This window comes from Candidatus Marithrix sp. Canyon 246, from assembly GCF_001723685.1.
Lineage (GTDB): Bacteria > Pseudomonadota > Gammaproteobacteria > Beggiatoales > Beggiatoaceae > Marithrix.
Genome location: NZ_MCBX01000018.1, coordinates 37,459 through 61,576, shown reverse-complemented (window position 1 = coordinate 61,576; position 24,118 = coordinate 37,459). Strand labels below are relative to the sequence as shown.

Annotated in this window: 31 protein-coding genes; 11 read left to right on the top strand and 20 right to left on the bottom strand. The window is 33.6% G+C overall.

All coding sequences use genetic code 11. The annotated features are described in order from the left end of the window. Positions 1-624 (bottom strand): hypothetical protein (locus tag BHU68_RS10630; RefSeq protein ID WP_141700079.1); only part of this gene is annotated, 624 nt, incomplete at its 3' end. A gap of 149 nt (positions 625-773) precedes the next feature. Between BHU68_RS10630 and BHU68_RS10625 the strand changes: the two genes are divergently transcribed. Genes BHU68_RS10625 through BHU68_RS10620 form a run of 3 tightly spaced genes read left to right on the top strand, consistent with a single transcriptional unit; the run spans position 774 to position 3,529 of the window. Beyond that, positions 774-2,504 (top strand): hypothetical protein, encoded by a 1,731-nt coding sequence (locus BHU68_RS10625; RefSeq protein WP_069471165.1) that lies wholly within the window; start codon positions 774-776, stop codon positions 2,502-2,504. Beyond that, the gene (locus BHU68_RS16525; RefSeq protein WP_171899635.1) at positions 2,491-2,739 is read left to right on the top strand and encodes a DUF4172 domain-containing protein; all 249 of its coding nucleotides are present in this window, start codon (positions 2,491-2,493) and stop codon (positions 2,737-2,739) included. Before BHU68_RS10625 ends, BHU68_RS16525 begins: the two co-directional genes overlap by 14 nt. After that, a complete protein-coding gene (locus BHU68_RS10620) occupies positions 2,729-3,529 on the top strand; it encodes a Fic family protein (RefSeq protein WP_083234971.1) in 801 nt (266 codons plus the stop codon). Before BHU68_RS16525 ends, BHU68_RS10620 begins: the two co-directional genes overlap by 11 nt. A gap of 59 nt (positions 3,530-3,588) precedes the next feature. On the opposite strand, the gene BHU68_RS10615 is transcribed toward BHU68_RS10620, so the two are convergent. The 8 genes from BHU68_RS10615 to BHU68_RS17925 all read right to left on the bottom strand — a co-directional run bounded on the left by BHU68_RS10615 (position 3,589) and on the right by BHU68_RS17925 (position 10,860). After that, complete coding sequence (locus tag BHU68_RS10615) at positions 3,589-5,142, bottom strand: ABC transporter ATP-binding protein (RefSeq protein WP_069471164.1); 1,554 nt, start codon at positions 5,140-5,142, stop codon at positions 3,589-3,591. Continuing rightward, positions 5,139-6,503, bottom strand: a complete 1,365-nt coding sequence (locus tag BHU68_RS10610; RefSeq protein WP_069471163.1) for an ABC transporter permease — start codon at positions 6,501-6,503, stop codon at positions 5,139-5,141. Before BHU68_RS10610 ends, BHU68_RS10615 begins: the two co-directional genes overlap by 4 nt. Further along, positions 6,503-7,462: an ABC transporter permease gene (locus tag BHU68_RS10605; protein WP_069471162.1), complete on the bottom strand. Its 960-nt coding sequence runs from the start codon at positions 7,460-7,462 to the stop codon at positions 6,503-6,505. Before BHU68_RS10605 ends, BHU68_RS10610 begins: the two co-directional genes overlap by 1 nt. A gap of 63 nt (positions 7,463-7,525) precedes the next feature. Further along, positions 7,526-7,810: a type II toxin-antitoxin system PemK/MazF family toxin gene (locus tag BHU68_RS10600; protein ID WP_216092880.1), complete on the bottom strand. Its 285-nt coding sequence runs from the start codon at positions 7,808-7,810 to the stop codon at positions 7,526-7,528. Continuing rightward, entirely contained in the window at positions 7,794-8,015 is a 222-nt protein-coding gene (locus BHU68_RS10595; RefSeq protein WP_069471161.1) for a hypothetical protein, read from the bottom strand. The genes BHU68_RS10600 and BHU68_RS10595 overlap by 17 nt, the downstream gene beginning before the upstream one ends. Before the next feature lie 13 nt (positions 8,016-8,028). Next, positions 8,029-10,098, bottom strand: a complete 2,070-nt coding sequence (locus tag BHU68_RS10590; protein WP_069471160.1) for an ABC transporter substrate-binding protein — start codon at positions 10,096-10,098, stop codon at positions 8,029-8,031. Between the two features lie 182 nt (positions 10,099-10,280). Further along, complete coding sequence (locus BHU68_RS10585; protein WP_253181233.1) at positions 10,281-10,742, bottom strand: hypothetical protein; 462 nt, start codon at positions 10,740-10,742, stop codon at positions 10,281-10,283. After that, the gene (locus BHU68_RS17925; RefSeq protein WP_253180972.1) at positions 10,714-10,860 is read right to left on the bottom strand and encodes a hypothetical protein; all 147 of its coding nucleotides are present in this window, start codon (positions 10,858-10,860) and stop codon (positions 10,714-10,716) included. Before BHU68_RS17925 ends, BHU68_RS10585 begins: the two co-directional genes overlap by 29 nt. A gap of 60 nt (positions 10,861-10,920) precedes the next feature. Between BHU68_RS17925 and BHU68_RS10580 the strand changes: the two genes are divergently transcribed. The 4 genes from BHU68_RS10580 (at position 10,921) to BHU68_RS16955 (ending at position 12,890) form a co-directional block, all read left to right on the top strand. Continuing rightward, complete coding sequence (locus BHU68_RS10580) at positions 10,921-11,496, top strand: Uma2 family endonuclease (RefSeq protein ID WP_069471158.1); 576 nt, start codon at positions 10,921-10,923, stop codon at positions 11,494-11,496. 353 nt (positions 11,497-11,849) lie between these two features. Then, on the top strand, positions 11,850-12,410 hold the full coding sequence (locus BHU68_RS10575) for an InlB B-repeat-containing protein (protein WP_069471157.1): 561 nt from the start codon (positions 11,850-11,852) through the stop codon (positions 12,408-12,410). Next, entirely contained in the window at positions 12,343-12,723 is a 381-nt protein-coding gene (locus BHU68_RS16960; protein ID WP_141699488.1) for a hypothetical protein, read from the top strand. The genes BHU68_RS10575 and BHU68_RS16960 overlap by 68 nt, the downstream gene beginning before the upstream one ends. Next, positions 12,693-12,890, top strand: a complete 198-nt coding sequence (locus BHU68_RS16955; protein WP_141699487.1) for a C13 family peptidase — start codon at positions 12,693-12,695, stop codon at positions 12,888-12,890. The genes BHU68_RS16960 and BHU68_RS16955 overlap by 31 nt, the downstream gene beginning before the upstream one ends. Before the next feature lie 133 nt (positions 12,891-13,023). Here the strand turns inward: BHU68_RS16955 and BHU68_RS10565 are convergent, their stop codons facing one another. From BHU68_RS10565 to BHU68_RS10540, 8 genes are all read right to left on the bottom strand, one after another. Then, positions 13,024-13,269, bottom strand: a complete 246-nt coding sequence (locus BHU68_RS10565; RefSeq protein WP_069471155.1) for a hypothetical protein — start codon at positions 13,267-13,269, stop codon at positions 13,024-13,026. Positions 13,270-13,315: 46 nt separating this feature from the next. Next, positions 13,316-13,528, bottom strand: a complete 213-nt coding sequence (locus tag BHU68_RS10560; protein ID WP_069471154.1) for a hypothetical protein — start codon at positions 13,526-13,528, stop codon at positions 13,316-13,318. Beyond that, complete coding sequence (locus tag BHU68_RS17295; protein WP_171899553.1) at positions 13,494-13,670, bottom strand: hypothetical protein; 177 nt, start codon at positions 13,668-13,670, stop codon at positions 13,494-13,496. Before BHU68_RS17295 ends, BHU68_RS10560 begins: the two co-directional genes overlap by 35 nt. A gap of 98 nt (positions 13,671-13,768) precedes the next feature. After that, entirely contained in the window at positions 13,769-13,897 is a 129-nt protein-coding gene (locus BHU68_RS18090) for a hypothetical protein (RefSeq protein WP_256359163.1), read from the bottom strand. Positions 13,898-14,027: 130 nt separating this feature from the next. Beyond that, positions 14,028-15,764 carry a two-component system response regulator gene (locus tag BHU68_RS10555; RefSeq protein ID WP_069471153.1) on the bottom strand — a complete coding sequence of 579 codons (1,737 nt, stop codon included), beginning with the start codon at positions 15,762-15,764 and terminating at the stop codon, positions 14,028-14,030. After that, positions 15,751-16,140: a response regulator gene (locus tag BHU68_RS10550; RefSeq protein WP_069471152.1), complete on the bottom strand. Its 390-nt coding sequence runs from the start codon at positions 16,138-16,140 to the stop codon at positions 15,751-15,753. The genes BHU68_RS10555 and BHU68_RS10550 overlap by 14 nt, the downstream gene beginning before the upstream one ends. A 129-nt stretch (positions 16,141-16,269) precedes the next feature. Next, positions 16,270-16,740, bottom strand: coding sequence for a sulfur carrier protein DsrE2 (gene dsrE2, locus BHU68_RS10545; RefSeq protein WP_069471151.1), 471 nt, complete (start codon positions 16,738-16,740; stop codon positions 16,270-16,272). A 2-nt stretch (positions 16,741-16,742) separates the two neighbouring features. Continuing rightward, positions 16,743-16,973, bottom strand: coding sequence for a sulfurtransferase TusA family protein (locus BHU68_RS10540; RefSeq protein ID WP_069471150.1), 231 nt, complete (start codon positions 16,971-16,973; stop codon positions 16,743-16,745). 99 nt (positions 16,974-17,072) lie between these two features. On the opposite strand from BHU68_RS10540, the gene cysG reads away from it, so the two are divergent. Further along, positions 17,073-18,446 (top strand): siroheme synthase CysG, encoded by a 1,374-nt coding sequence (cysG, locus tag BHU68_RS10535; protein ID WP_069471149.1) that lies wholly within the window; start codon positions 17,073-17,075, stop codon positions 18,444-18,446. Between the two features lie 55 nt (positions 18,447-18,501). On the opposite strand, the gene BHU68_RS10530 is transcribed toward cysG, so the two are convergent. Together BHU68_RS10530 and BHU68_RS10525 are read right to left on the bottom strand one after the other, a co-directional pair. Beyond that, positions 18,502-19,755, bottom strand: a complete 1,254-nt coding sequence (locus tag BHU68_RS10530) for an MJ1477/TM1410 family putative glycoside hydrolase (protein ID WP_069471148.1) — start codon at positions 19,753-19,755, stop codon at positions 18,502-18,504. Positions 19,756-19,760: 5 nt separating this feature from the next. Continuing rightward, positions 19,761-20,012, bottom strand: a complete 252-nt coding sequence (locus BHU68_RS10525; RefSeq protein ID WP_069471147.1) for a hypothetical protein — start codon at positions 20,010-20,012, stop codon at positions 19,761-19,763. Between the two features lie 153 nt (positions 20,013-20,165). Here BHU68_RS10525 and BHU68_RS10520 point away from each other — a divergent pair, with 153 nt between their 5' ends. Together BHU68_RS10520 and BHU68_RS10515 are read left to right on the top strand one after the other, a co-directional pair. After that, on the top strand, positions 20,166-21,335 hold the full coding sequence (locus BHU68_RS10520) for a DUF481 domain-containing protein (RefSeq protein WP_069471146.1): 1,170 nt from the start codon (positions 20,166-20,168) through the stop codon (positions 21,333-21,335). Position 21,336: 1 nt separating this feature from the next. Beyond that, on the top strand, positions 21,337-21,822 hold the full coding sequence (locus tag BHU68_RS10515; RefSeq protein WP_069471145.1) for a hypothetical protein: 486 nt from the start codon (positions 21,337-21,339) through the stop codon (positions 21,820-21,822). A gap of 12 nt (positions 21,823-21,834) precedes the next feature. Here the strand turns inward: BHU68_RS10515 and BHU68_RS10510 are convergent, their stop codons facing one another. Then, positions 21,835-22,710, bottom strand: coding sequence for a phosphoribulokinase (locus BHU68_RS10510; RefSeq protein ID WP_069471144.1), 876 nt, complete (start codon positions 22,708-22,710; stop codon positions 21,835-21,837). A 24-nt stretch (positions 22,711-22,734) separates the two neighbouring features. Between BHU68_RS10510 and argH the strand changes: the two genes are divergently transcribed. After that, positions 22,735-24,111: an argininosuccinate lyase gene (gene argH / locus BHU68_RS10505; RefSeq protein ID WP_069471143.1), complete on the top strand. Its 1,377-nt coding sequence runs from the start codon at positions 22,735-22,737 to the stop codon at positions 24,109-24,111. Positions 24,112-24,118: the final 7 nt, after the last annotated feature.

Here is a 24,118-nt window from a genome sequence, read left to right as displayed (position 1 = left end):
ATTTGGCTCTAAACCGATAATTTGATATTCAGTTTCATTATCCAAAGTGGTTTGTAGCGTAGTGCTATCTGGCGTAAAATCAGCAGTCTGACTTAAATGAATCTCATATTTCAACTCATCAGGCGTAACACTACCAGTAGCCGCCTCCCAAGTTAAATCAACACTAGTTACTTGTGGTTTAACAGTTTTAAATCCAGAAAAAAACGGCAAAGGTTCTAAGTGTTTAAATTCTACCTGTAACGGATTAGTATCAGGCAACAAATTTATAGTTGCTTCCCAAGCCTCCCATTTTCCGGCATCTGTGTAAATATAAAGAGCAGGTACTTCAACAAGCTTAGTATCAATATCATAATAGGCAGTATCACCCGGAAAAGGAGCTTCAGATATTTGCTTAAGATTTGGCAGCAATTCAAACTGCATAGGCAAAGCTGAAATCCGTTTTAATTCTACCTCAAAAAAGGAAAAACCAACTTTCACAGCAGGGAAATGGAAATTTCCCGTGCTTGAATCTAATTTAGGATAATTGCTATTATCTATAGTGGAATTAGGCGGAGGTGCCGCTTGTAGCGTCACTGTCAACCAAGACAGTATAAAATATATTAATAGTGGGATATATTTATTCATAATACTTTTTTTATAATGTAAAACTATATTATAAACACATTTCTAACCCAAGAACAAATACAAGTTGAAAAAAAATATCTTGGAAACTTAAACTGCCATCTAATAAAATCAATAGCTTGAATATAAAAGTTACTTTATTTCTGTAAATTATGAACCTAATCCAATACCCCCTAGCCGAAAAAATCGGTGAACCCAACTTATTAGTAGGGCGAGAACAAGAATTTGAGCTATTTAATAACTGGATAGCCAACATCCCAAAAAAACTATCCAAATCCAAAGTAATTCTAGCCCGCCGAAAAAGCGGAAAAACTGTGTTTGTACAACGCATCTTCAATCAACTTTGGAGTGCTAATGGAAAGCTTATACCATTTTATTTTGACTTTGCTGAAAATAAAATTTGGTTTCCAGATTTGGCTATTAAATATTACCGGGCTTTTGCTTCACAATATATCTCTTTTTTGGAAAGACAAATTAACTTGGTTAATAAACCACTGTCTTTAGAAGAAATTAATCTGTACGGTATCACAAAATCTATAAAGCCTTTAGTTGATGATGTTGATTCTTTATTAAAAGATATGGAACGAGGTAATTTTAATTTAATGTGGGATACAGCTTGTGAAGCACCACATCGTTATGCTGCGGTTCTTGATATTAATTTTTTAGTAATTTTAGATGAATTTCAAAACATTACTAAATATGTTTATCGAGATGAACAATGCAAAGGTGAACCAGATGAAACTCTAGCAGGCAGTTACCATTCTCTATCAGAATCAAAATTAGCACCAATGTTAGTAACTGGCTCCTACGTAGCTTGGTTAATTCAGGTTATTAATAAATACTTAGAAGCTGGGCGACTAAAAATAACACGTATGTCTCCTTATCTTACTAAAGAAGCTGGCTTACAAGCAGTTTATAAATATGCAGTTTTTTATAATCAAGCTATCAATAATAAAACCGCCATAGAAATTAATGAATTGTGCATGTCTGATCCATTTGTTATTTATTGTGTAATTCAAAGTGACTATCAGAACAAAGATTTAACTACTCGTAAAGGAGTAATTGATACAGTTAATTATGAATTTTCAGATAGAGATTCTGAAATGTCAATGACTTGGAATGAATATTTAGTATTAACCTTAGATCAAGTAAATGATAAAAATGCTAAAAATATATTACTTTGGTTATACAAATACCATAAGCGTTTTTGGAATCCAATTCAGTTAAAAAGGGAAATGAAACTGGCTTTGGATGTAGATGATATTTATCGACAATTAATTATCCTATCTAATGCTGAAATTATACAAAGAGGAACTTCAGACTATCAATTTAAAGCATTAAAAGATGGTACACTTAATTTAATTATTAAAAATCGCTTTCAAGAACAAATTCTTGGAATTGTGCCTGATTTAAAACAAGACTTTACCGATAAACTAGTTGCTGAAAATAAACGCTTACAAGGCAAGGTTAATTATTTATCTGGCAAATTAGCTGAATCTCAATTAGCCACTGCTTTTAGAAGCAAAAAGCGTTTTGCACTGTCTGAATTTTTTGCAAATGTAACTGATAATACAGTTTTAAACATTATTGAAGTGAAAGAACGAATTCAATTTCAGCGTCAAGATGGCAAGGTGATGGAAGTTGATATTGCTGCTATTTCAGATTGTGGGCGCATTGTATTAGTTGAAGTTAAGAAAACTAAAGCTAAAACTGCTGGTAAGATTATAGATGACTTTCAAGAAAAAGTTGAGGTTTATAAAGGATTAAATTCAGATCATGTGATTTTATCAGGCTTTTTATCTTTGGGTGGTTTTACTGATGAGGCTATTGGGAAGTGTAAGACGCTTGGAATTGCAATGGCTGAGGATATTGAGTTGTTTTAGTTTATGCCATGATACATTTAAATTGCAAAAACGTATCAACTATAAGTTTGGTCAATTAAATGCGATTGAAAAATTTATAAGTAGTGATGATACTAAAGCACTATTTATAGATATACTTTCTAGTGAAGCCATAGCAACTTCAGCTATTGAAGGTGAAATATTACAACGCTCTTCAGTTCATTCATCTATCAATAAAATTTTAAAACTTGGATTAGAAGACTACAGTGCAGAGTGATGCAATTGTTGAAATCACAATAGATGCGAAACAGAATGCAAAACAGCCATTGACTAAAGAACGACTTTGTCGTTGGCATAAAGCACTGTTTCCTATGGGAGAGTATCGTAGTGGTAAAGAGGATATGAAAATAGTCTCTGGAGCTTGGGGCAGAGAAAAAATTCATTATATAGCTCCTCCTTCAAAACAAATTGAAGAACTAATGAGTGAGTTTTTAATATGGTTAAATAGTAACAATGAAAAAAATATATTTTATAAAGCATCTATAGCGCATCTTTGGTTTGTTCTGATTCACCCTTTTGATGATGGCAATGGGCGAATCGCGAGAGCTATTACTGATTTTGTATTGGCATCTGCTAGTTTGACTAATGCTAACTTTTATTCTATATCAACTATAATACATAACAGACGAAAACAGTACTATAGTGTGCTTGATAGCGTCTGTAAGCAGATAGATTTAGATATAACTGCTTGGATAGAGTGGTTTGTATCTCTGCTTGATGCTTGTATAGATGAAACATTAGTTAAACTTGAATCTATTCAGAAAAAAGCCAAATTTTGGGATAAACATCGAGATACAAAGCTTAATGAACGGCAAAAAAAGGTTATAAAGAAGATGCTTTTAGCTTTGCCTGATAATTTTGAAGGTGGCATGAGAGTTCGTAAATATACTGGAATTGCAAAAACTACACGCATTACCGCTAGTCGTGATTTAGCTGATTTGGTAGAAAAGGCTGTTATGAAAAAATTTGGTAGTGGGCGTGGGGTTTATTATGAGTTGGTGTTTTAATTTTTATAGCTGTTAAAAACAATTTGGGCAACCATAAAGGATTGCCCCTACCATAATTTTTAAGATGGCATAGTCAAAACTGAACTCAACAATGTCTGTGTATATTTTTGTTTAGGATTATCAAATACTTCTGTAACTGTGCCATGTTCTACGATCTTGCCTTGGTACATAACTGCAACTCTATCCGCAAAGTTGCCAACTACTGACATGTCATGGGTAATTACTAAATATGTTAAGCCTTCGTCGCGTTGTAGTTGTGTCAATAAATCTAGTATTTGTGAACGTACTGATACATCTAATGCACTTGTTGGTTCGTCGCAGATTATTAGCTTTGGTTTTACTGCTAAGGCTCGTGCTATTGCTATACGTTGACGTTGCCCACCAGAAAATTCATGTGGAAAACGCGCTTTCATTTCTGTTGTTAAACCTACTTTTTTTAGTAGTTCATTTATTTGTTGTTGCCGCTCAATTTTATTATTACCAACCTTTAAGGCTTGCATACCTTCTTCAATAATATCGCCAATTCTCATGCGCGGATTTAAGGAGGCATAAGGATCTTGGAAAATTATTTGTATATCTCCACGATCTTTACCATCAAATATTATTTTACCATCTGTAGGTTTTAATAGTTTTACTATCGTATGTGCTATTGTGGTTTTGCCGCTGCCTGATTCTCCAACTACAGCCAAGGTTTTACCAGCTTCAATTTCTAATGAAATATCGTCAACCGCTTTAATATGATCTACTACACGGCGAAATAGCCCTTTATGTATTGGAAAATAGACTTTCAAGTTTTTAACTTTCAATAAAGCCGCTGAATTTGGATCAGATTCTACTTGTTTGCGCTTGGTTAAAACAGCGTTCAGCAGAGTTTGGCTATATTCATGTTTAGGTGCTTTAAAAAATTCTGCCGCTGTTGCTTGTTCTAAAATTTCTCCATCACGCATCACCGCAACTCGATCAGCCATTTTGGCTACAACGCTTAAATCATGAGTAATCAACAGAATTGCTAAGTTTTGCTGTTGTTGTAAATTCTTCAGTAAGCCCAAAATTTGCATTTGAACTGTGACATCAAGCGCAGTTGTTGGTTCATCGGCTATCAATAATTTAGGATTGCAAGCTAAAGCCATCGCAATCATCACTCGTTGCTTCATACCACCGGAAAGTTGATGTGGATATTGGCTTATAAGTTTTGGAGTTAATTCTACCAATTTGAGCAATTCAATTACACGATCCTTAGCCGCTTGGGCTGATAAATCAGTATGTAAATTTAAGATTTCAATGATCTGTTGTTCAACCGTATGAACAGGGTTTAAGCTGGTCATAGGTTCTTGAAATATCATTGAAATACCTAAACCACGAATAGTTCTCATTTGTCGTTCTGAGAACGAAAAAATATTCTGTTTGCCAAAATAGACATTACCAGAATCAATTGCTGCCGCTTCGGGCAATAATCTTAAAATTGACAAGGCAGAGACAGATTTACCGCTACCAGATTCTCCAACCAGAGCAAAAACTTCTCCCTGATTGATATGAAAATTGATATTTTTAACGACTTGTTCATCAGCAAAACGAACCGATAAATTTTCAACTTTAAGTAATTTTTTTATCATGAATTGCCCCTAGGATCAAAAGCTTTACGAACAGCGTCAGAAAATAAATTAGCCGCTAAAACTAAAACAAACATAAAAATAAATGCCGCCGCAAGTGACCACCATACCACTGGTTCACGCGCCAATTCTAGCCTTGCAGCATTAATCATATTACCCCAACTAGAAGTACTAGGATCAACACCAATGCCTAAATATGACAGAACTGCTTCTGCTAACACTAAAATACTAAAATCAATGACGATTGAAATTAATACAATGTGCATTAAATTAGGCAATAAATGGCGTTTAATAATTTGTAACTTGCTAACCCCAAATACTTGTGCTGCTTGAACATAACCTAATTCACGCAATTTTAAAGTTTCAGCTCGTAATAAGCGACATAAACCAGTCCAACTGGTTATTCCTAATATCATACAAAGAAATAACAACCTCATATCAGCCCGTTGAGCTTCAGTCTGGAATAAATCAGCATGACCATCTATATAAACATTTAAAGTTAAAATAGCGGCAGCAATTAATAGTATGCTGGGTATTGAATTTAAAGTGGTATATAAGTATTGAATAATATCATCAACCCAACCGCGAAAATAACCAGCCATAATACCAAGCATTATTGCTAAAGGCAGCATAATCAGCGTTGTAACAGTACCTATAATTAAACCGGTTCTAATACTTTTAACCACTTGATATAAAACATCATCACCAACTTTATCAGTACCAAATACATGATAGCCATTTGACATTTGTATAAACCAACTAATACACAATATCAAAATACCAGCAGTAATTAAGGCTACATTCCAAGGAATATCACTATTTTTATTTACCTTAGCTCTGACAATAATAACAATAATTCCCCAAATGAAAACTGCCCATAAAATTGCAATAAAACTACGATATAGAATATCTGAAGTTTTATCACTAAGATCAGCTTTTAAATGACTACCAGCATATTCTAAACGCGGATATTCACGTTTAAAAGTACCATCTGGCTGCTCAATATTTTCCTTGTTCAACTGAGTAGTAGCAAAAGGAGCCGAATAAGTTTTTTCCTGATTTTCACGAACAGAACTAAAAAGGACATCTAAAACACTATAAACCTCAACTGAATAATGAGTTTCAGACGACTGCGTCGAAGCGGGCAAAGCGGTTCTAAAATGCAAACTATCTAAAAAACCCACAGCAATATAAAAACTCAATACCACAAAAGCCGACATACTGAGTCTGCTGCGAAACACTTGGTACCAAGTATTTCTTAAATAAGGACTTTTTAAAATATGAAACACACTAAATAGTGCTAAACCAAGCAAGAGGAACAATAAACTATCTGTCCAAAGTACAACTATTTTAATATCACCCATTATGACAATCTCACTCTTGGATCAACCCATGTATAGGATATATCAGTTAAAATTAATCCAATTATATATAATACTGAACCTAAAAATACCATTGAACGAACTATCGCAAAATCTTGTGCTTGAATTGCATCTATGGTATAACTACCAAGCCCCGGAATCGCGAAAAATGTTTCCATAATTAAACTTCCCATAAATAGTGTTGGAATTACAACTACTACACCTGTTAATATTGGAATCATGGCATTGTGTAATACATGAGTAAATAATACTTTGAATTCTGATAAGCCTTTAGCGCGTGCTGTTCTGACATAGTCTTTATTGATTTCTTCAAAGAAAATGCTGCGATACCAACGAGTTCCTGTACCAATACCACTAATTACGCCAATTACAATTGGCAAGATTAAAAATCGCCACGCATCGAAACTATAAGCATAACCAGAAATTGGTACTAAATGCCATAATTTGCTCATCAAAAATTGTCCACCAATAATATAAAACATACCAGAAATAGACATCAACATAACTGCAATCACAACACCAGTGGTATCAAGATAAGTACCACGAAAAAAGATCAATAACAGTGCTAAACTAATATTTATCAACAAGCCAACAATCATAGTAGGCACTGCTAAAGCCAAACTTGGCCACATACGCTGACTAATATCATGGTTAATATTACGCCCTTGATCAGAATTTCCAAATTGGAACAAAAACAGAGGTACTGATTTTTGATAAAAAATAGTTTCAGTTATATCAGTATTGAAAAATAAAGGTAAATCATAACCGCGCTCATGTTTCCATTGTTCAACTTGCTCTTCGGTAACATTCTTATCACCTAAATGAACACGCGCCATATCATCAGGCGTATTCACCATAAAGAACAAGACAAAAGTTATTATATTGACTCCTAAAAGTATAGGAATACTATAAGCCAATCTTCTTAGAATGTAATTAAACATTAAGTTTTTTCTCCATTTGTTAAATCGAGTAACAGATTGCGAATCTTATTAATAATATTATTATTAACCTGTCCAAAATTTAGATACTATAATATCTTGTGATAAGGTATAGATTTTATCTACACGCACTTTACCTGGTCGATTTAACTGCCCTTTTATTAAGTCAGATGAGGTAATAGTAAAACTGTAATCAACCTCGACTGGATTAGATGTCATCGCTACAACAACAATGTCTTTTGTTTTTTGGTTATAGCTTTGGTTAGAAATAATAATCACTGGGCGTCTCCGTTGTGACGATAAATCAGTGAATGGAACTGGAATTAAGACAATATCACCTTGTTGGTACATAATTCCAATCCTCATCATCAAAATGGTTATCCCAAAAGTCAAGGCTACTATTTGTAGCAGCTAAAATATCATCAAAATTATCAATTACTTCTGGTTCTGAAATCACAAAAACCGTGATATATGTGCCAACTTGGAATGGTACTGATAATTCTAATTTCCCATTTTGTCTTATTTCAACGTCGTATTTCAATGCTGTTTGATGCATAAATTCACCTTTTTTAACTAACCACCTTACGTTCAGATTTTCGATATGACAAAACGGCTGGAATTACAATAATAACCATAAAAATCAATAATAACCATAAAGGCAATACAATTGGTGTATTATGTTGTTGACGATATTGTTCACGTTTTTCAGGATCAATACGCTTATATTTTAAAGTATTATTCGCCATCACATTAGGTTTGAAATTTGTTAGATATTCATGTAGTAAACTATAATCCATTGGATGATAATTCCAAACCCAAGGCGCATCATAACGAAGTATTTCAATCATATCATCAATTATCTTTTGTCGCGCTTCGCCATTATCCATATTTATCATTTGTTCAAACAAAGCATCAAAACGTGGATTTTGATAATTAGCAGCATTTTCTCCTCCAAATTTAGTTTTTCCATTTGATCCATAAAGCAAAAATAGGAAATTTTCTGGATCAGGATAATCTGCATTCCAACCCCAACCAAATATTTGCGCACTACCAGTTTTCATTTTGTCTTGAAAGCGATTGTAATCTGTAGCCCTTACAATTAACTGAATTTTCAATTTCTTAAATTGTTTGCGATACCAATTTAATCTTGATTTATCATCAGCACCGCCGCTCATGGAATCAAAATACAATACTAATGGTTTGCCAGTTTTTGCATCAATTCCATTTGGATAACCAGCGTCAGCAACTAGACGACGTGCTATTTCAATTGATTTACGTTCAGGTTTAGCATTTTTCCAGTCATAAACATAAGGGTTTATTCCATCTTTACCATCTCGATAACCGTAAATACCCGGAGGTAAAGGGCTTTGAGCCGCTATACCACGATCATTTAGGAAAATAGAAATATATTCTTCTACATTTATAGCAATAGAAATTGCTTGTCTAAGTTTACGCGCTGATTCACCACCTTTATTACCCAAAACTGGATCTAACATATTAAATCCTAAATAATATGTGCTAGCACGAACACTGGTAACTAATTGAATGCCTTTCTGTTTCATGTCATCACTTAATGTTGCATTACCATTATCTATACTTACAACTTGATCAAAATTCTCTGAGGAAATACCTGATGCGTCATAATAACCTTGTAAAAATTTATTCCAATAAGGAATCGATTCCTTTTCGAGGCTATAAATTGCTTTATCAATAAAAGGTAGATCTTCACCAGCTTCTGAAGGATAAGTTTCACCATGAAAATTAGGATTTTTTTCTAATACCATCTGATAGTTAGGATTATTAACCGTCAACATATAAGCACCTGTTCCAACTGGATACCAATCAAGACTAATATTGCGCTTAATCAAACCTTGTTGCGCATAAAACTTAACAGCTTCAGGCGGCATAGCGGCAAAAAACGGCATTGCTAACCAATAAATAAATTGCTGATATTTACCTTTAATTTTAATTTTATAAGTATATTTATCTACAATTTCGATTCCTGATAAGGAGTGCTGAGTGAGATCAATATTTTGATCTTTTTTAAGTTTTTGTCTCAAATCCTTTAAACCAACAATATATTCACTCATTAATCCATAAATAGGAGAATGAAGCTTTGGATGAGCTAGCCGCTTAATTTGATAGACAAAATCACTAGCCACTAATTCACGACTAGCAGTTTTTTCAAAGTCAGATAATTGATGAATATTTGATAATTGCGACTCAGACAGTGTCTGATATTCAGCAACAAAACAAGGATGTGGTTGATATTGAATACCTTTTTTAATTTTGATCTCATAGACGCTATGATCAATTTGATCTACAGCAACATCATCAGCTAATTGATTACCATTTTTATCAAAATATTGTGGTTTAGGCACCTCAGTTGCGCTGAGAGGCGTGAGAGTATAAGGGCGTTTTAAATAATCATACTGCAAAGGCGGCTCATAAATCTGCGCGATGAAAGTATATTCATTAGAACTATAAGAACGCACAGGATCAAGATGTTTAGGGCGTTCAGAAAAGGAAGTAAACAAAATATTTTTGCCATTTAAAGAACTTGGATAAGGATTATTCCAAGTGTCACAGCTTGTTAATAATAACAAGCTTAGAAGGGGAATGATTGTGTTTTTATACATATATTACCTCTGAATTAACTACTATAATTATAACATATTCCAACAAAAGCCGTTCTCCGATATTGTAATTTGTCGTGGGGCAAGGTTTATTACCTTCAAGCCATAATTTAAGGTGAGCTTAAAGCCAGAGACTATGATCCTCCATCAATTAGGAATGAATTAATACAGGTCTTTGAACTATATTATAAAGTAGCTAAGTCATCAGAGGAAAGTCCAGTGTATTTCATCACAGTGGCTGAATCTAATCCATCAGCTAACATTTTGCGTGCGGTTTCTTGTTTTTCAGCAAATTGACCTTGTTTAAATTTATCCTGCTGAAGTTGCTCAATAGAAGATTCTTCTTTCATGCGAGCATATTCTTTCGGGGAGATTAAATCTTGTGCAATCAAGTCAAAAATTCGTTTAATCTCCGTTTTGTGATACTTCGTTTCATTAACTTCTTCATCCAAACTGTCGGAAATAGCTAATAACCATTCACGATAAGGTTCTGGCGTATCCTCAGTGGCATATTTTGGACAAATATACAAAATTTTGTGTTCAATTTCGTTTAAAGGATTACCCTTGCGATCTTTTGGATCGAAATCAATAGTTGCCATATCAACTACATGCTGAATATCAACTATGATCCGATTTTTCCGTTTCAACCTTATTAATATTAAGTTCAATTCCCAGAAAGTCTTTGACAAAGGCTTTGAAAATATCTGATTGAGAAAAAGCTTTTTTAAAAATCACGCTGTAGCGTAAGGAAGCTACTTTTTTCATATAGATACTAGATTTACATGTTAAAATGTTTCAAGAGTAAAATGCAACACGGAGTTTAACATGAGTGCTATAAAAATAGCTGATAATTATATCTCAGAATGTGAATATCTTGATGGTGAAAAAATAAGTGAAATTCGTCATGAGTATATTGATGGAGAAGTCTTTGCTATGGCTGGTTCTAGTGTTCAACATAATAGAATAGCTATGAATATAGCGAATTTTATTTATAATGAGGCTGATGCTAAGGGAGGAAATTATGAGGTATTTACTTCTGATATAAAAGTACGTATTAAATCTCGTAAAAGTTTTTATTATCCAGATGTTATTCTTAGCTGCGACGATACCGATGATGAAGATCCTTATTATAAAAATAATCCTTGTATAATTTTTGAAGTGTTATCTGATTCAACTCAGGATAAAGATCATATTGAAAAGCTATTAGCTTATCAAACCATATCTAGTCTTAAATCTTACCTTATGGTTGCACAAGATAGAACTTCTGTGATTGTTGTCAGTAAAAATGATGATGGAGAATGGTTTGCAACTACTTATATTGAGGAGAATGAATCTATTCATCTGCCTTGTTTAGATGCTGAATTGAGTTTATCTCAGATTTATAAGCGTGTTAATTTTTAATTTTGTAGTTTTGTAGGTTGGGTTAGATTTTTTTACGCAGTAAAAAAACGTAACCCAACAAGAATGTGCTAAATTACCCTTTTTTTGAACATGATTATAAAGATTTTAGGATTACCATGATTTATTCCGCTGCGCTCCACTACTTAGCTTCGCTGACTTCGTATCGTTTATTTATTAACCAGTATTAAAATTCATGGTAATCCTAAAATCCTTATAATCATGTTCAAAAAAAGGGTACGATATCCGAAAATTTTTATGATATACTCATTTACTATAAGTAAGGTAATAGGCACAAGCCATAATAAAGCTTAAATTACCTTACATAAGGTATATATCTATATAGTAGAATTACTATGAAAATTAAATGTTACAAACCCTTGAGCAATTGGCTAAGTTGGGTAGTATTAATTTTGATGATAGGAACAAGTCCAATCATACAAGCAGCAACTAACTGCGATGCAGTCACTGAAATTTCTAAAGGTGAATGTGAATCGTTGTTAGAGCTTTATAACAGTACTAATGGTGCTAATTGGAAAAACAATAGTGGTTGGAATGTTACTAATACGCCTTGTAGTTGGTATGGTGTTAGTTGTAGTAGTGGTGGTGTTATTAAAATAAAGTTAGAGAATAACCAACTAAGCGGCAGCATTCCCAATTTTAATGCTTTGCCTAATTTACAATATCTTCAGAAAATGGAGGTAGCATCTCAGGTTCTACTAAAGAGAATTATAATAACCGCAACCCCTGAACAATGTTATAAATTTACTGCTTGGGGCGGTGCTTGTAGTGGAACTAGTTCCAGTTGTCGATTAACTATGGATAGCAATAAATCAGTTACAGCCAATTTTGAAATTCAATCATTTCAGCCTACAAGAAAAATATGCCATAATAATTGCAGCCAGCGGCGCACATAAACAAAATACACTATTTCCTTACAGCAACGATTTAGCATTACGTATGTATAGAACCCTATTTAGCAGAGCTTATAAGCATGAAAATATCATTTACATGAATCCCCAAAAATGGCAAGATTTACATGGAGGTGGTAGAGATGCAAAAATTGTTGATTATGAATTATTTCAGCCACAACAAGAATTAGAAACAGCATTTAACACTGCCGCTAATGCAACTAAGCAATTTGTCTTTTATATACATGGACATGCTCAAAAGGATAGTCTGCAAATCGTGAATATTGGTTGTCATCTCAGCAATTACAACAACAATTAAACAAAATTTATGCTGAACAAATTATCATAATAGATACCTGCTACAGCGGCTCATTCATAGATGACATCAGCGGCACTAAACGAACAATATTAACCAGTTCCGACGCTGAAAGTGTTGCATGGAACAATTCAAAATTTTCTGAGACACTAATTCCTGCATTATGCTGAGGTTATGATATAAACACAGCCTTTTTAGCAGCAGTAGCAGAAATAAAAAGCAAACAAGTTCCACAATTAGATGATGATGGTGATGGAATATATAGCAGTCGTGATGGAGTTCATGCCGCTAAACAATATATAATCATCCACACATTAACTTGCCAGCAGAACAAGCGAGTGCAAAATTATGGATAAAAACCTCACCCAGCGGCGAAGGAATCAAAAAAGCACGATCAACTCTAATTCCCCCCGAAGTAGCTAAGTCATCGGAGGAAAGTCCAGTGTATTTCATCACAGTGGCTGAATCTAAGCCATCAGAAATAGCTAATAACCATTCACGATAAGGTTCTGGCGTATCCTCAGTGGCATATTTTGGACAAATGTACAAAAATTTGTTTTATCCTGAAAACGATTATAATCTGTAACTCTTGCAATCAATTGAATACCCAACTTTTTAAATTGCTTGCGATACCACAAAAGTCTGGCTTGATCATTAATACCCTCCTCACCCAGTCAAGATACAAAACCAATGGTTTACCAGTTTTTGCATCAACTCCATTTGGATAACCAGCCTCAGCAACTAAGCGACGTGCTACTTCAATTGACTTAGATTCATCCTTCCAATCGCGATAAACTAGAAGTGTCATAATAACCTTGTAAAAACTTATTCCAATAAGGAATAGATTCCTTTTCGAAGCTATAAATTGCTTTATCAATAAAAGGTAGCGGTTTACCGCCTTCTGAAGGATAAGTTTCACCATGAAAATTAGGATTTTTTTCTAATACCATCTGATAGTTAGGATTATTAACCTTTAGATAATTGAGACTCAGACAGCGTCTGATATTCAGGAACAAAACAAGGATGTGGTTGATATTGAACACCCTTTTTAATTTTGATCTACAGCAACATCATCAGCTAATGGATTACCATTTTTATCAAAATATTGTGGTTTAGGCACCTCAGTTGCGCTGAGAGGCGTTAGAGTATAAGGGCGTTTTAAGTAATGATACTGCAAAGGTGGCTCATAAATCTGGGCGATAAAAGCATATTCATTAGAACTATAGAAGAGAAATTATAAGGATTAAAAGATTTACATGATTTTCAATGCTGGTAATCCTTAAATCCTTGTAATCATGTTCAAAATATTATTGAAAAATTGCCTGCCTTCCAATTTTTTCAAATTTTTTAGTCATATCACCTGTTGATAATGGGCGGCTAAAATAATATCCTTGTATAACTTCACATTCTCGTTTTTTCAAAAACGCTAATTGATCAGCATCTTCAACACCTTCTGCCACTATTGATAAACGTAAACTATGTGCCATCGCAATAATTGCACTAGTAATCGCAGCATCATCATTATTAGTACAAACATCTTTCACAAAAGAACGATCTATTTTTAGAGTATTAACTGGAAAACGTTTTAAATAACTTAAAGATGAATAACCAGTGCCAAAATCATCAATTGCAATCTTGACACCCATTGTTTGTAATTCGCTTAATGTTGAAAAGATACTATTTTTCTTATCTATACTATCTTCTAATAATACACTTTCTGTTAATTCTAACTCTAAATATTTTGGTTCTAATTCACTTTCATCTAAAGCATCTTTAATAACTTCTAATAAATTTGGAATTTGAAATTGCCTACTTGATAAATTTACTGAGACACGAGTTGGTGAATGCCCAGCACGTTGCCAAGCTTTATTTTGTTTGCAAGCTGTTCTTAAAACCCATTCCCCAATATCTATAATTAAACCAGTCTCTTCAGCAATCGGTACAAATTTAGCCGGTGACACTAATCCCCATTCTGGATTTTGCCATCGCACTAATGCTTCCATACCAATTAATTTGCCATTACTTAATTCTATTTGTGGCTGATAATATACACGTAATTCATCTTGCTTTAAGACTTTACGTAGTTTATTTTCAAGTTTTAGACGTTCAAGCGCGACTTCGTTCATTTCGCTAGTAAAAAATTGATAGCTATTTTTATCTGAGCTTTTAGCACGCGATAATGCTAATTCTGCATGTTTTAATAAATCTCCAGAATCTTCAGCATCATTAGGAAAAACGCTTATACCAATGCAGGCAGTGACAACCATTTCATAGTCATCAATAGTCATCTGTTTCTGAATATTAGCTAATAAAGCTGGTGCAATCTCATTAATATCTTTAACCGCATTTTCGGTATCAAAAATAATCACAAATTCATCAGCACTAAAATGAGATACTGTGGCACCATTAGAAATAGTATTGTTTAAACGTTGTGTAATTTCACATAATATTTTATCGCCTATTTCATGCCCAAGCGATTCATTTAATGTTTTGAAATTGTCTAATTCTAAAGCTAATACTGCAACACTTTGACTAGAACGAGTTGCACGTTCTATACTTTGACGTAAACGTTCCGTCAATAAACTACGATTAGGTAATTTGGTTAAACTATCGTAGTTAGCTAAATTAAATAATTGTTCTTTAGTTTCTACTAATCGGCGATAACGATTTAAGCGGGTAATCGTGCGAATACGAGCGCATAACTCTTCTTGATCAAAAGGTTTGCTCATAAAGTCATCGGCACCAGCTTCAATACCACGCAAACGTGATTTTCTATCATCAAGTGTTGTTACCATGACAATCGGTAATTCAGCTAAATGATGGTGAGTGCGTAAACGCCTACATACTTCAAAACCATCTATACCCGGCATCATTACATCAAGTAACATTACATCAGGTATTATTTCTAAGGCTTTTTTTAAACCCTGTTCTCCATTTTCAGCAAATTCTAAATTATAAATTTTTTCTTGTTCAAGTAAGGCTTTAACTGTAAAACGAGAAATTGGATCGTCATCAACAATTAAAACTGTGCTATTTTCTGACATAATTTTTATTTAGATAATAATCAACCATAGTATTTAAATCCGCATATTCAAAAGGTTTACTTAATACATCGGAAGCACCGTGTTTTAAGCAACGTAAATATGTTTCTTCATCATCCCAAGCTGTCATCATCACAACAGGTAATTTAGTGAAACGTGAATTGGCGCGTAAATATTTGCAAACTTCAAAACCATTCATACCGGGCATTATTAAATCTAATAACATTAAATCGGGGGTTAAATGTTCGAGTTTTTCTAAACCTTGTTTGCCATTTTCAGCAAAAATTAAATTGAATTTTTTTGGTTCTAAAAGAACATTTAAGGTATAACGAGACATCATTTCATCATCTATAACTAAAATGGTTTTTTTAGTTACCATAATCTTTCCCTCTAATATACTCATTAAATATTCAGTATTGCACAGTATATTCCAAGATTGTGTTTTTAGGTAGGGTATATGACAGGGGGTTCAGAAAAGAACCCCCTTTTTTAGAATTTGTTTTGAAGTTTAAATATATAAACAAATGTCGGATTTGCCTGCAAACTCAAAGAAAGTTGCAGCACCACCATATTCGACTTCATCAATAAAGTCTTTAGTATCGAAGTCAAATAGATCTACCGTCATTTGGCAAGCTACCATTCTAACTTCAGCTTCTAAACATAAATCACGCAATTCTTCAACGCTAGCAACACCTTTTTTCTTCATGGTCTTTTTCATCATGCTAGACATCATTGCTTGCATACCGGGCATTGCTTGCATTATTACAGGTACAGGCATTGGCATTGGCATTGCTGGATTACCAAGTGGTGATACTTGTAAATTCAGCTTTTTCTTTAACATGGCTAAGCCATAAAAAGTAAAGAAAATTTCAGTTTCATAACCCAATGCTGAGGCTGTTGAAGCCAGAATCAATGGTGGATAAGCCCAATCAAGACTACCTTTTGTAGCTATAATAGCTAATTTTTTTTCGTCAGACATAATTATTTCTTTTTAATAAAAAAAGCGTATTTATCGCCTTCTTCTTCTGTGCTGAGTAATGTATTGCCAGTTTGTTTAGCAAAGGCATCAAAATCTTTGACAGAACCGGGATCAGTTGCAATAATACGTAATACTTGACCACTTTCCATTGTATTCAGTTTCTTTTTAGCCCGTAAAATCGGTAAAGGGCAATTTAAACCTGAAGCATCTAATTCTTCGTTATAGTCAGCCATAGTTTTTATCTCCTATTTTAATAAAAATAACAATAAATGACTTTAAAACTTTATTGTTATATACTAATATAGATTTTAAATCAAGTCTTTTCAAGTAATATGAATTTTTTACCCATTTTTTTTAATATCCGTGATCACAAAACATTAGTGGTTGGTGGTGGTGCTACTGCGGCTCGTAAAGCGGCATTGTTACTACGAGCTGGTGCTAAAGTTACTGTCGTCGCACCTGAATTAAAATCAAAGTTTGATAATGTTGAATATCATCAGGATTATTTTGCCCCTAAATATTTACAGGATTGTCGTTTAGTTATAGCCGCAACTAATGATAAAAATGTTAATGAACAAGTTTCAAAATTAGCTCAACAACAAAATATTCCAGTTAATGTTGTCGATCAACCAGATTTATGCAGTTTTATTATGCCGGCAATTATTGATAGATCACCTATACAAATTGCGGTTTCTACGGGTGGAACCTCTCCAGTTTTAGCTAGGTTATTACGTACTCGTTTAGAGGCTATGATACCAAGCGGTTATGGTAAGTTAGCAGAGTTTGTAGCATCTTTTAGAGATAAAGTAAAACAACGCTTAGATTTTCCAGCGCGTCGCCCATTTTGGGAAAAGGTATTACAAGGTAATATTGCCGAAATGGTATTTTCTGGAAAAACTAATGCTGCTAGTAAGGCTTTAGAAGATTTGCTTGCAAACACTAAGCAAGAACATGGTGAAGTATATCTAGTTGGCGGTGGACCGGGGGATCCGGATCTTTTAACCTTTAAAGCAGTGCGGTTAATGCAACAGGCTGATGTGGTGCTTTATGATCGTTTGGTTTCAGCAGAAGTCTTAGATATGGTTAGACGTGACGCTGAATTAATTTACGTAGGTAAACAGCCGACTAATCATCCTGTGCCTCAAGAACAAATTAATCAGTTATTAATTCGTTTAGCAAAAGAGGGTAAACGTGTATTACGTTTAAAAGGTGGTGATCCATTTTTATTTGGGCGTGGTGGTGAAGAAATTGAAACTTTAATGGAGCAAGGAATTGCTTTTCAAGTTGTACCTGCCGTTACCGCAGCGATTGGTAGTTCTGCTTATGCAGGTATTCCATTAACACATCGTGATTATGCACAATCCTGTATTTTTGTAACTGGGCATCTTAAAGATAATAGTATTGATTTAAATTGGCAAGCTTTGACACAACCTCAACAAACTGTTGTGATTTATATGGGCTTAAATAATTTAGCTACGATTTGTAGTAAATTGATTGAACATGGAATGTCAAAAGATAAGCCGATAGCATTGATTCAAAAAGCCACTACTTCAGAGCAGCGCGTTTTAGTTGGAACTTTAGAAACGCTACCGGCTATTGTTGAAGAACAAAATATTAAATTATCTAGTATTATCATTATTGGTGATGTGGTGAAATTGCATCAAAAACTAGCTTGGTTTAAACCGCATGACTTGAATCAAACCTGACAGGTTTTAAAAACCTGTCAGGTTTAGTAGCACTGTCATAACAATAACACACGTGTCATTCTTGTATGCCTTTAATAATATGAAGAGTGTCTAAAGCACGATCAGAGATTCCGACATAGGGTATAAAACCTTCATCTTGGGCTTTCTCTCGAAAATCATCAATTCTAGTTTTATTCTCGCCTTGATAGCCTGAGCCATCATCAAGATAATCAACAAGCAGTACTTTTTTGCCTGCTTGTTTGATTTTCATTATAAATTCTAATCGATACCAAGTCTCATCATCTGAGACTGGTTCGATTTCATTATAAAATAAATCTTCAACACCAATACCACTAATTGTTTCTAAGTAACTATTATCTGTATCAAATTCTAAAATAGGTGCTCCATTTTGTGGAAAAATATAGAAGTTAGTTTTACCGCGTACAACTCTAGCATGATAGGCAATACGTTTTACTAGATTAATCATACGTTGTGCAATACGAAACATATCCAGAACTAAGTTTTGACCATTATCTAATTTTTCACCATTATTTGGATTACTCCAATAATAATAAGCATCTGTAATATCAAGATAAACCCCATCATAACCTGCATCTATTACTTTATCAAGATAACCGATGAGAATTTGTTGCCAAGTTTCTGACCAATATTGGGTTTTATAATTACCATGCCATTCTTCGTTAGTTAATCCTAACCAACAGGGGGCTTTGGTTGTGGGTTGTGAAGTAGTGGATTTAGCATTTTTTGCTACCCATTGGTTATCAAAATAATAACGATATTCTTCAGCTTCTCCTATACTTAAATAAGCTAAAACTACTTTATTATTAGCATGTAAAGAATCAATTTCAGCGTTTGAATAGCGTTGATTATCAGTACCGTCTCTTGAATAATCAAGCGTCAATATATCGAAGTTTGATTTATTGATAAAAGGAATTGAGGCTGCTTGTAATTGATAAAGCCACTTACTACCGGGAGGAGTAGAACCTTTTGTGGTTGGATAAGTATCAGCAAAGTCTTGACATAAATCAGTATTTGCTATATTTGGTTTACTAGTAGTTTTAGGGCTATTATTATCAACCGGAAGCACATTGGTAAGAGAAAATAGCAATTCATTGTCTTTATTTGGAACCTTCTTTAGATAAGCTTGATAAGCCACTAAACTACCATTGCCTATTGGTACTTCTAGGCAAGGGATATTGATATTATCATTTGTCAGATAGAATGTAGATTCTGTGACTTGAGAACTACAAGGGCTTTCAGCATGAGCAATATTATTGAATATAAAGCAAAAACAAATAATTTTTTTCATAATTTTTAATTTAGATCATTAACATTTATAAAAGCAGGTTCGATTAACAATAACTGTATTTGTCCATCAGGGCTAATTATAAGTTCTAATTCCGCCTCATAAGACACAGACTTACCCTCAGCATCCTTTACAATTAAGCAGGGAATATGAACACGAGCTTCGTTAGGAAAATACTTAGGATAGCTATTAGGGATACAAGGTTTTGCATAAGCAAATTGACTTATCAATATTAATAATATTGCTATTAATGTTTTCATTATATAATGATAAATTGAGGGAGGGGGATAATATTATTATATACTAATTGTTGCATCACAATTACAATTAGCGAGCCAAGAATGTATAATAATCATTTTTTTTAAAGGATTTGGTAAATAAATATGTTCAAGTCAAAATACATTGGATTTATAATGTTATTGCTAATTATAAATCCAATCAAACTATTAGCTATTGAATTAACTGATTTTAGAGACCCTGATAGAATCTTTGATGAAGCATTTTTTAATGGTAGATTTAATTTAAATTCAGGCAACCAAGATCAAACTAGTTTTGATGGAACTACTTCTGGATTTTATCAAATGAATTATAGTACTTTACCTTTTGTATGGAAAATTAGATTTGAAGGTAGTCTTGATATTAATCGCGATTCTGCTGCAAACGCAGAGACAGAAGAAAGCTATCTTTTTAATGTAAAAAGTAATTTTGATAAATATCTGACGGATAATTTATTTGGTTTATTTGGCTTTGGTGGAATTGATTTAGCTTTTCGTCGTCAAATTGGCGATGATGAAGCTGATAATCCTTATTCAAAGCTAACAACAGGTATTGGTTATGGTAGAGTTATTGATGCCACACCATTAGCAGATGTATTACGTGTGGTAGAATCTTTAAAAGAATACGGTGTTATTGTTGGAAAAGTGGATGATAGTACATATTTAGAATTAGCTGCTATTGTGGGTAAGCGGCGCGAATTCCAAAGTAGATATGGATTTGAAGATTATGAGCAATATTGGATCGAAGCTTTAGAAAAAGTCATGCAAAAGGCTGGTATATTAAAAAATAATGCGCTAGGTGCAGTTGGCGTTATTAAAACACGTTATGTATTAGTTTTAGAAAGAATTAGCCCTCGTAAACATGGTTGGTCAGTTAGAGGTGGTGTAGGTTATATCACTTCAACCTTTGAAGATGCTGATGATGATGATCCGAGTTTAGATTTAGGATTTGAATATGCTAAACCCTTTGGTTATCAATTGCAATTTACTGAAGAAGCTAGTTATTCAAGAATTTTAGCTGATAATCAATTTGATTTATTTGATAACCGTATGGGATTAACTTATGAGTTATCAGATAGAATTGACTGGGAAAATATATGGACAATTAATGCAGTTTTTCCTAGCAGAGTAGGTACAAATGATTTGATGACTAATAAATTAAGTTCTATTTTTCGATATTATGTTACTAATCTAGTAACAGCAGATTTAACTTTTAGTTTAACTAAATATGATGATGGTATTGATGATAATGGTAATGATGATATAGACAAAGTAGCATTTTTTGGTTTTACTTATCGACTGAAATAACATGAACTTATTCTCTAGCAGCCGTAGTTTTGTAACATTGTTATTATTATTAATAATAATCAGTATTACTTATGTAAATTATAGTGTTAAACAAATTAATCGTGAAACTAAAGTATTTATAAATACAACCATGCTAGTTTTGTTAGCTGATTGGGATGAAAAAAAATTTTTTAATTATAGCAGCTATGCTTTACAACAAAATCTTACTGAAACACAGTTAAATCAAATTAATGATGTTTTCATCGAATTAGGCAGTTTATTAAATTATCATGGTGCATATGGTGGATTATTTCGTTCTAGCACTAGTTGGTGGTTAATGAATCCTCGTTATACAGTGGTTGCAAGTTTTGATGGCGGAGAGTTTATAGGGGTTATTACTTTAATTAAGCAAAATTCTCAATGGAGTATCGGTAGATTTGAATATAAATATAATTTTTTTCCTATTCAACGCGATAATAGTTCATTAAAACTTGTAGGGGCTTATTAAGCCCCTAGATAATTACATTGCTTGACGGCGTTGTTCCATCAGAGTTTCTAGAAGTGGTCTAAAAATAATTTGCATAGCAAATCCCATTTTGCCACCGGGTACAACTAAAGTATTAGGGCGTGACATAAATGAGTCATGAATCATACTTTGTAGATAAGCGTAATCTTGTAATTCACGGTACTTATTAAAACGAATTACAACTAAACTTTCATCAGGAGTTGGAATATCACGTGCTATAAATGGATTAGAAGTATCTACTAATGGCACTCGTTGAAAGTTAATATGGCTATGAGTAAATTGTGGTGTTATGTATTCAACATAATCAGGCATACGTCTTAAAATTGTATGAGTTACTGCTTCAGGCGAATAGCCACGCTCTGCAACATCACGACTAATTTTTTGTATCCATTCCAAATTTACACTAGGCACTACACCTACTAATAAATCAACCCATTGTGCAACATTGGCTGTATCTGTTACAACCCCACCATGTAAACCTTCGTAAAATAACAAATCTGAGTTAGCTGGAGTATCTTCCCATGGTGTAAAAGTACCAGCTTTTTGATTATAAGGCGCACCTTCTTCGTCGTTATGTAAGTATTTACGAACTTTACCAGTGCCAGTTTCTGAATATTGTTGAAATAGCTCAGCTAATTTTTCAAATAAGTTAGCATCAGCACCAAAATGGCTTAAATTTTTACCTTCTTTTTCAGCCGCTGCTACTGCTACTTTCATTTCAGCGCGATCATAACGATGGAAACTATCGCCTTCTACAATAGCTGCATCATATCCACCTCTACGGAAAGTATCTTCAAAAGCCTTTTTTACTGTAGTAGTACCTGCACCAGATGAACCGGTTATTGCTATAATAGGATGTTTAACTGACATTCACTTCCCCCTAAATAATTTATAATGGATTTAGAAAAACCTTGGGGTGGGCGTTTTACTGCGCCCACTAATAGCTTCGTTGAAGCCTTTACTGCTTCTGTTAATTTTGATCAACGTTTATATGAATACGATATAAAAGGATCAATTGCACATGCCACTATGTTAGCACATGTTGGAGTTTTGACAGATATTGAATGTCAAAAAATTGTTGATGGCTTAAATGAAATTGAACAAGAAATTGCCGATGGCACATTCAATTGGTTAGAATCATTAGAAGATGTTCATATGAACATTGAAACGCGATTAACCCAAAAAATTGGTGTAATTGGTAAAAAGTTACATACTGGCAGATCCAGAAATGATCAAATTGCTACCGATATTCGTCTTTATTTGCGTGATGAAATTGATATTATCAGTCAGCAATTAATAAGGCTAATTACCGCATTAGTTGAGCTTGCTAAGTGTGAAGCTAATACTATTATGCCCGGTTTCACTCATTTGCAAAGTGCCCAACCAATTACATTTGGACATCATCTGTTAGCATGGTGTGAAATGTTGATGCGTGATAAACAACGTTTGCAAGATTGTCAGAAACGAGTTAATACTATGCCGCTTGGTGCTGCTGCATTAGCTGGAACATCTTATCCAATTGATCGTGATTATACCGCCAAGTTATTAGGCTTTGACGCTATAGCTCAAAATTCTTTAGATGCAGTAAGTGATCGTGATTTTGCTATCGAATTTACTAGTATAGCATCTATTATAATGATGCACTTATCACGTTTTTCTGAAGAATTAGTATTATGGTCATCTGCACAATTTAATTTTATAGAATTAAGTGATGCTTTTTGTACGGGTTCGTCTATTATGCCACAAAAGAAAAATCCTGATATACCAGAATTAGTGCGTGGTAAAACTGGACGTGTATATGGTCATTTAACTTGTTTATTGACCTTAATGAAATCACAACCATTAGCATATAATAAGGATAATCAAGAGGATAAAGAACCGCTATTTGATACTGTAGATACCTTAAAAGGTAGTTTGCGTGTTTATGCTGATATGATACCAAGCTTAGAAGTAAAGCGCGATAATATGCGTAATGCGGCTAAGTTAGGATTTACGACTGCTACTGATTTAGCTGATTATTTGGTACGTAAGGGCGTGGCTTTTCGTGATTCTCATGAAATTGTTGGTACAGCAGTAAGGTATTGTATTGATAATAATTGTGAGCTAGATTCTTTAAATTTAGAGACTTTACAGACTTTTTCACCACATATAAATGATGATGTATATGAAGTATTAACTTTAGAAGGATCGGTATCAGCTCGCAATCATATTGGGGGTACAGCTCCAAATCAAGTAATATCAGCAGCAAATCGACTAGCAAAATTAATTTAATTAGTAT

Coding starts and splice junctions, on each gene's coding strand:
- BHU68_RS17295 (WP_171899553.1), bottom strand. CDS start 13,670: ATGGTATTAGAAAAAAATCCTAATTTTCATGGTGAAACTTATCCTTCA.
- BHU68_RS10540 (WP_069471150.1), bottom strand. CDS start 16,973: ATGGCTGACTATAACGAAGAATTAGATGCTTCAGGTTTAAATTGCCCT.
- BHU68_RS10550 (WP_069471152.1), bottom strand. CDS start 16,140: ATGGTAACTAAAAAAACCATTTTAGTTATAGATGATGAAATGATGTCT.
- argH (WP_069471143.1), top strand. CDS start 22,735: ATGGATTTAGAAAAACCTTGGGGTGGGCGTTTTACTGCGCCCACTAAT.
- BHU68_RS10590 (WP_069471160.1), bottom strand. CDS start 10,098: ATGTATAAAAACACAATCATTCCCCTTCTAAGCTTGTTATTATTAACA.
- BHU68_RS10525 (WP_069471147.1), bottom strand. CDS start 20,012: ATGAAAACATTAATAGCAATATTATTAATATTGATAAGTCAATTTGCT.
- BHU68_RS10555 (WP_069471153.1), bottom strand. CDS start 15,764: ATGTCAGAAAATAGCACAGTTTTAATTGTTGATGACGATCCAATTTCT.
- BHU68_RS10530 (WP_069471148.1), bottom strand. CDS start 19,755: ATGAAAAAAATTATTTGTTTTTGCTTTATATTCAATAATATTGCTCAT.
- BHU68_RS10615 (WP_069471164.1), bottom strand. CDS start 5,142: ATGATAAAAAAATTACTTAAAGTTGAAAATTTATCGGTTCGTTTTGCT.
- cysG (WP_069471149.1), top strand. CDS start 17,073: ATGAATTTTTTACCCATTTTTTTTAATATCCGTGATCACAAAACATTA.
- BHU68_RS10560 (WP_069471154.1), bottom strand. CDS start 13,528: ATGACACTTCTAGTTTATCGCGATTGGAAGGATGAATCTAAGTCAATT.
- BHU68_RS17925 (WP_253180972.1), bottom strand. CDS start 10,860: ATGAAAAAAGTAGCTTCCTTACGCTACAGCGTGATTTTTAAAAAAGCT.
- dsrE2 (WP_069471151.1), bottom strand. CDS start 16,740: ATGTCTGACGAAAAAAAATTAGCTATTATAGCTACAAAAGGTAGTCTT.
- BHU68_RS10575 (WP_069471157.1), top strand. CDS start 11,850: ATGAAAATTAAATGTTACAAACCCTTGAGCAATTGGCTAAGTTGGGTA.
- BHU68_RS10520 (WP_069471146.1), top strand. CDS start 20,166: ATGTTATTGCTAATTATAAATCCAATCAAACTATTAGCTATTGAATTA.
- BHU68_RS10595 (WP_069471161.1), bottom strand. CDS start 8,015: ATGCATCAAACAGCATTGAAATACGACGTTGAAATAAGACAAAATGGG.
- BHU68_RS10610 (WP_069471163.1), bottom strand. CDS start 6,503: ATGGGTGATATTAAAATAGTTGTACTTTGGACAGATAGTTTATTGTTC.
- BHU68_RS10515 (WP_069471145.1), top strand. CDS start 21,337: ATGAACTTATTCTCTAGCAGCCGTAGTTTTGTAACATTGTTATTATTA.
- BHU68_RS10625 (WP_069471165.1), top strand. CDS start 774: ATGAACCTAATCCAATACCCCCTAGCCGAAAAAATCGGTGAACCCAAC.
- BHU68_RS10510 (WP_069471144.1), bottom strand. CDS start 22,710: ATGTCAGTTAAACATCCTATTATAGCAATAACCGGTTCATCTGGTGCA.
- BHU68_RS10580 (WP_069471158.1), top strand. CDS start 10,921: ATGAGTGCTATAAAAATAGCTGATAATTATATCTCAGAATGTGAATAT.
- BHU68_RS10605 (WP_069471162.1), bottom strand. CDS start 7,462: ATGTTTAATTACATTCTAAGAAGATTGGCTTATAGTATTCCTATACTT.
- BHU68_RS10600 (WP_216092880.1), bottom strand. CDS start 7,810: ATGTACCAACAAGGTGATATTGTCTTAATTCCAGTTCCATTCACTGAT.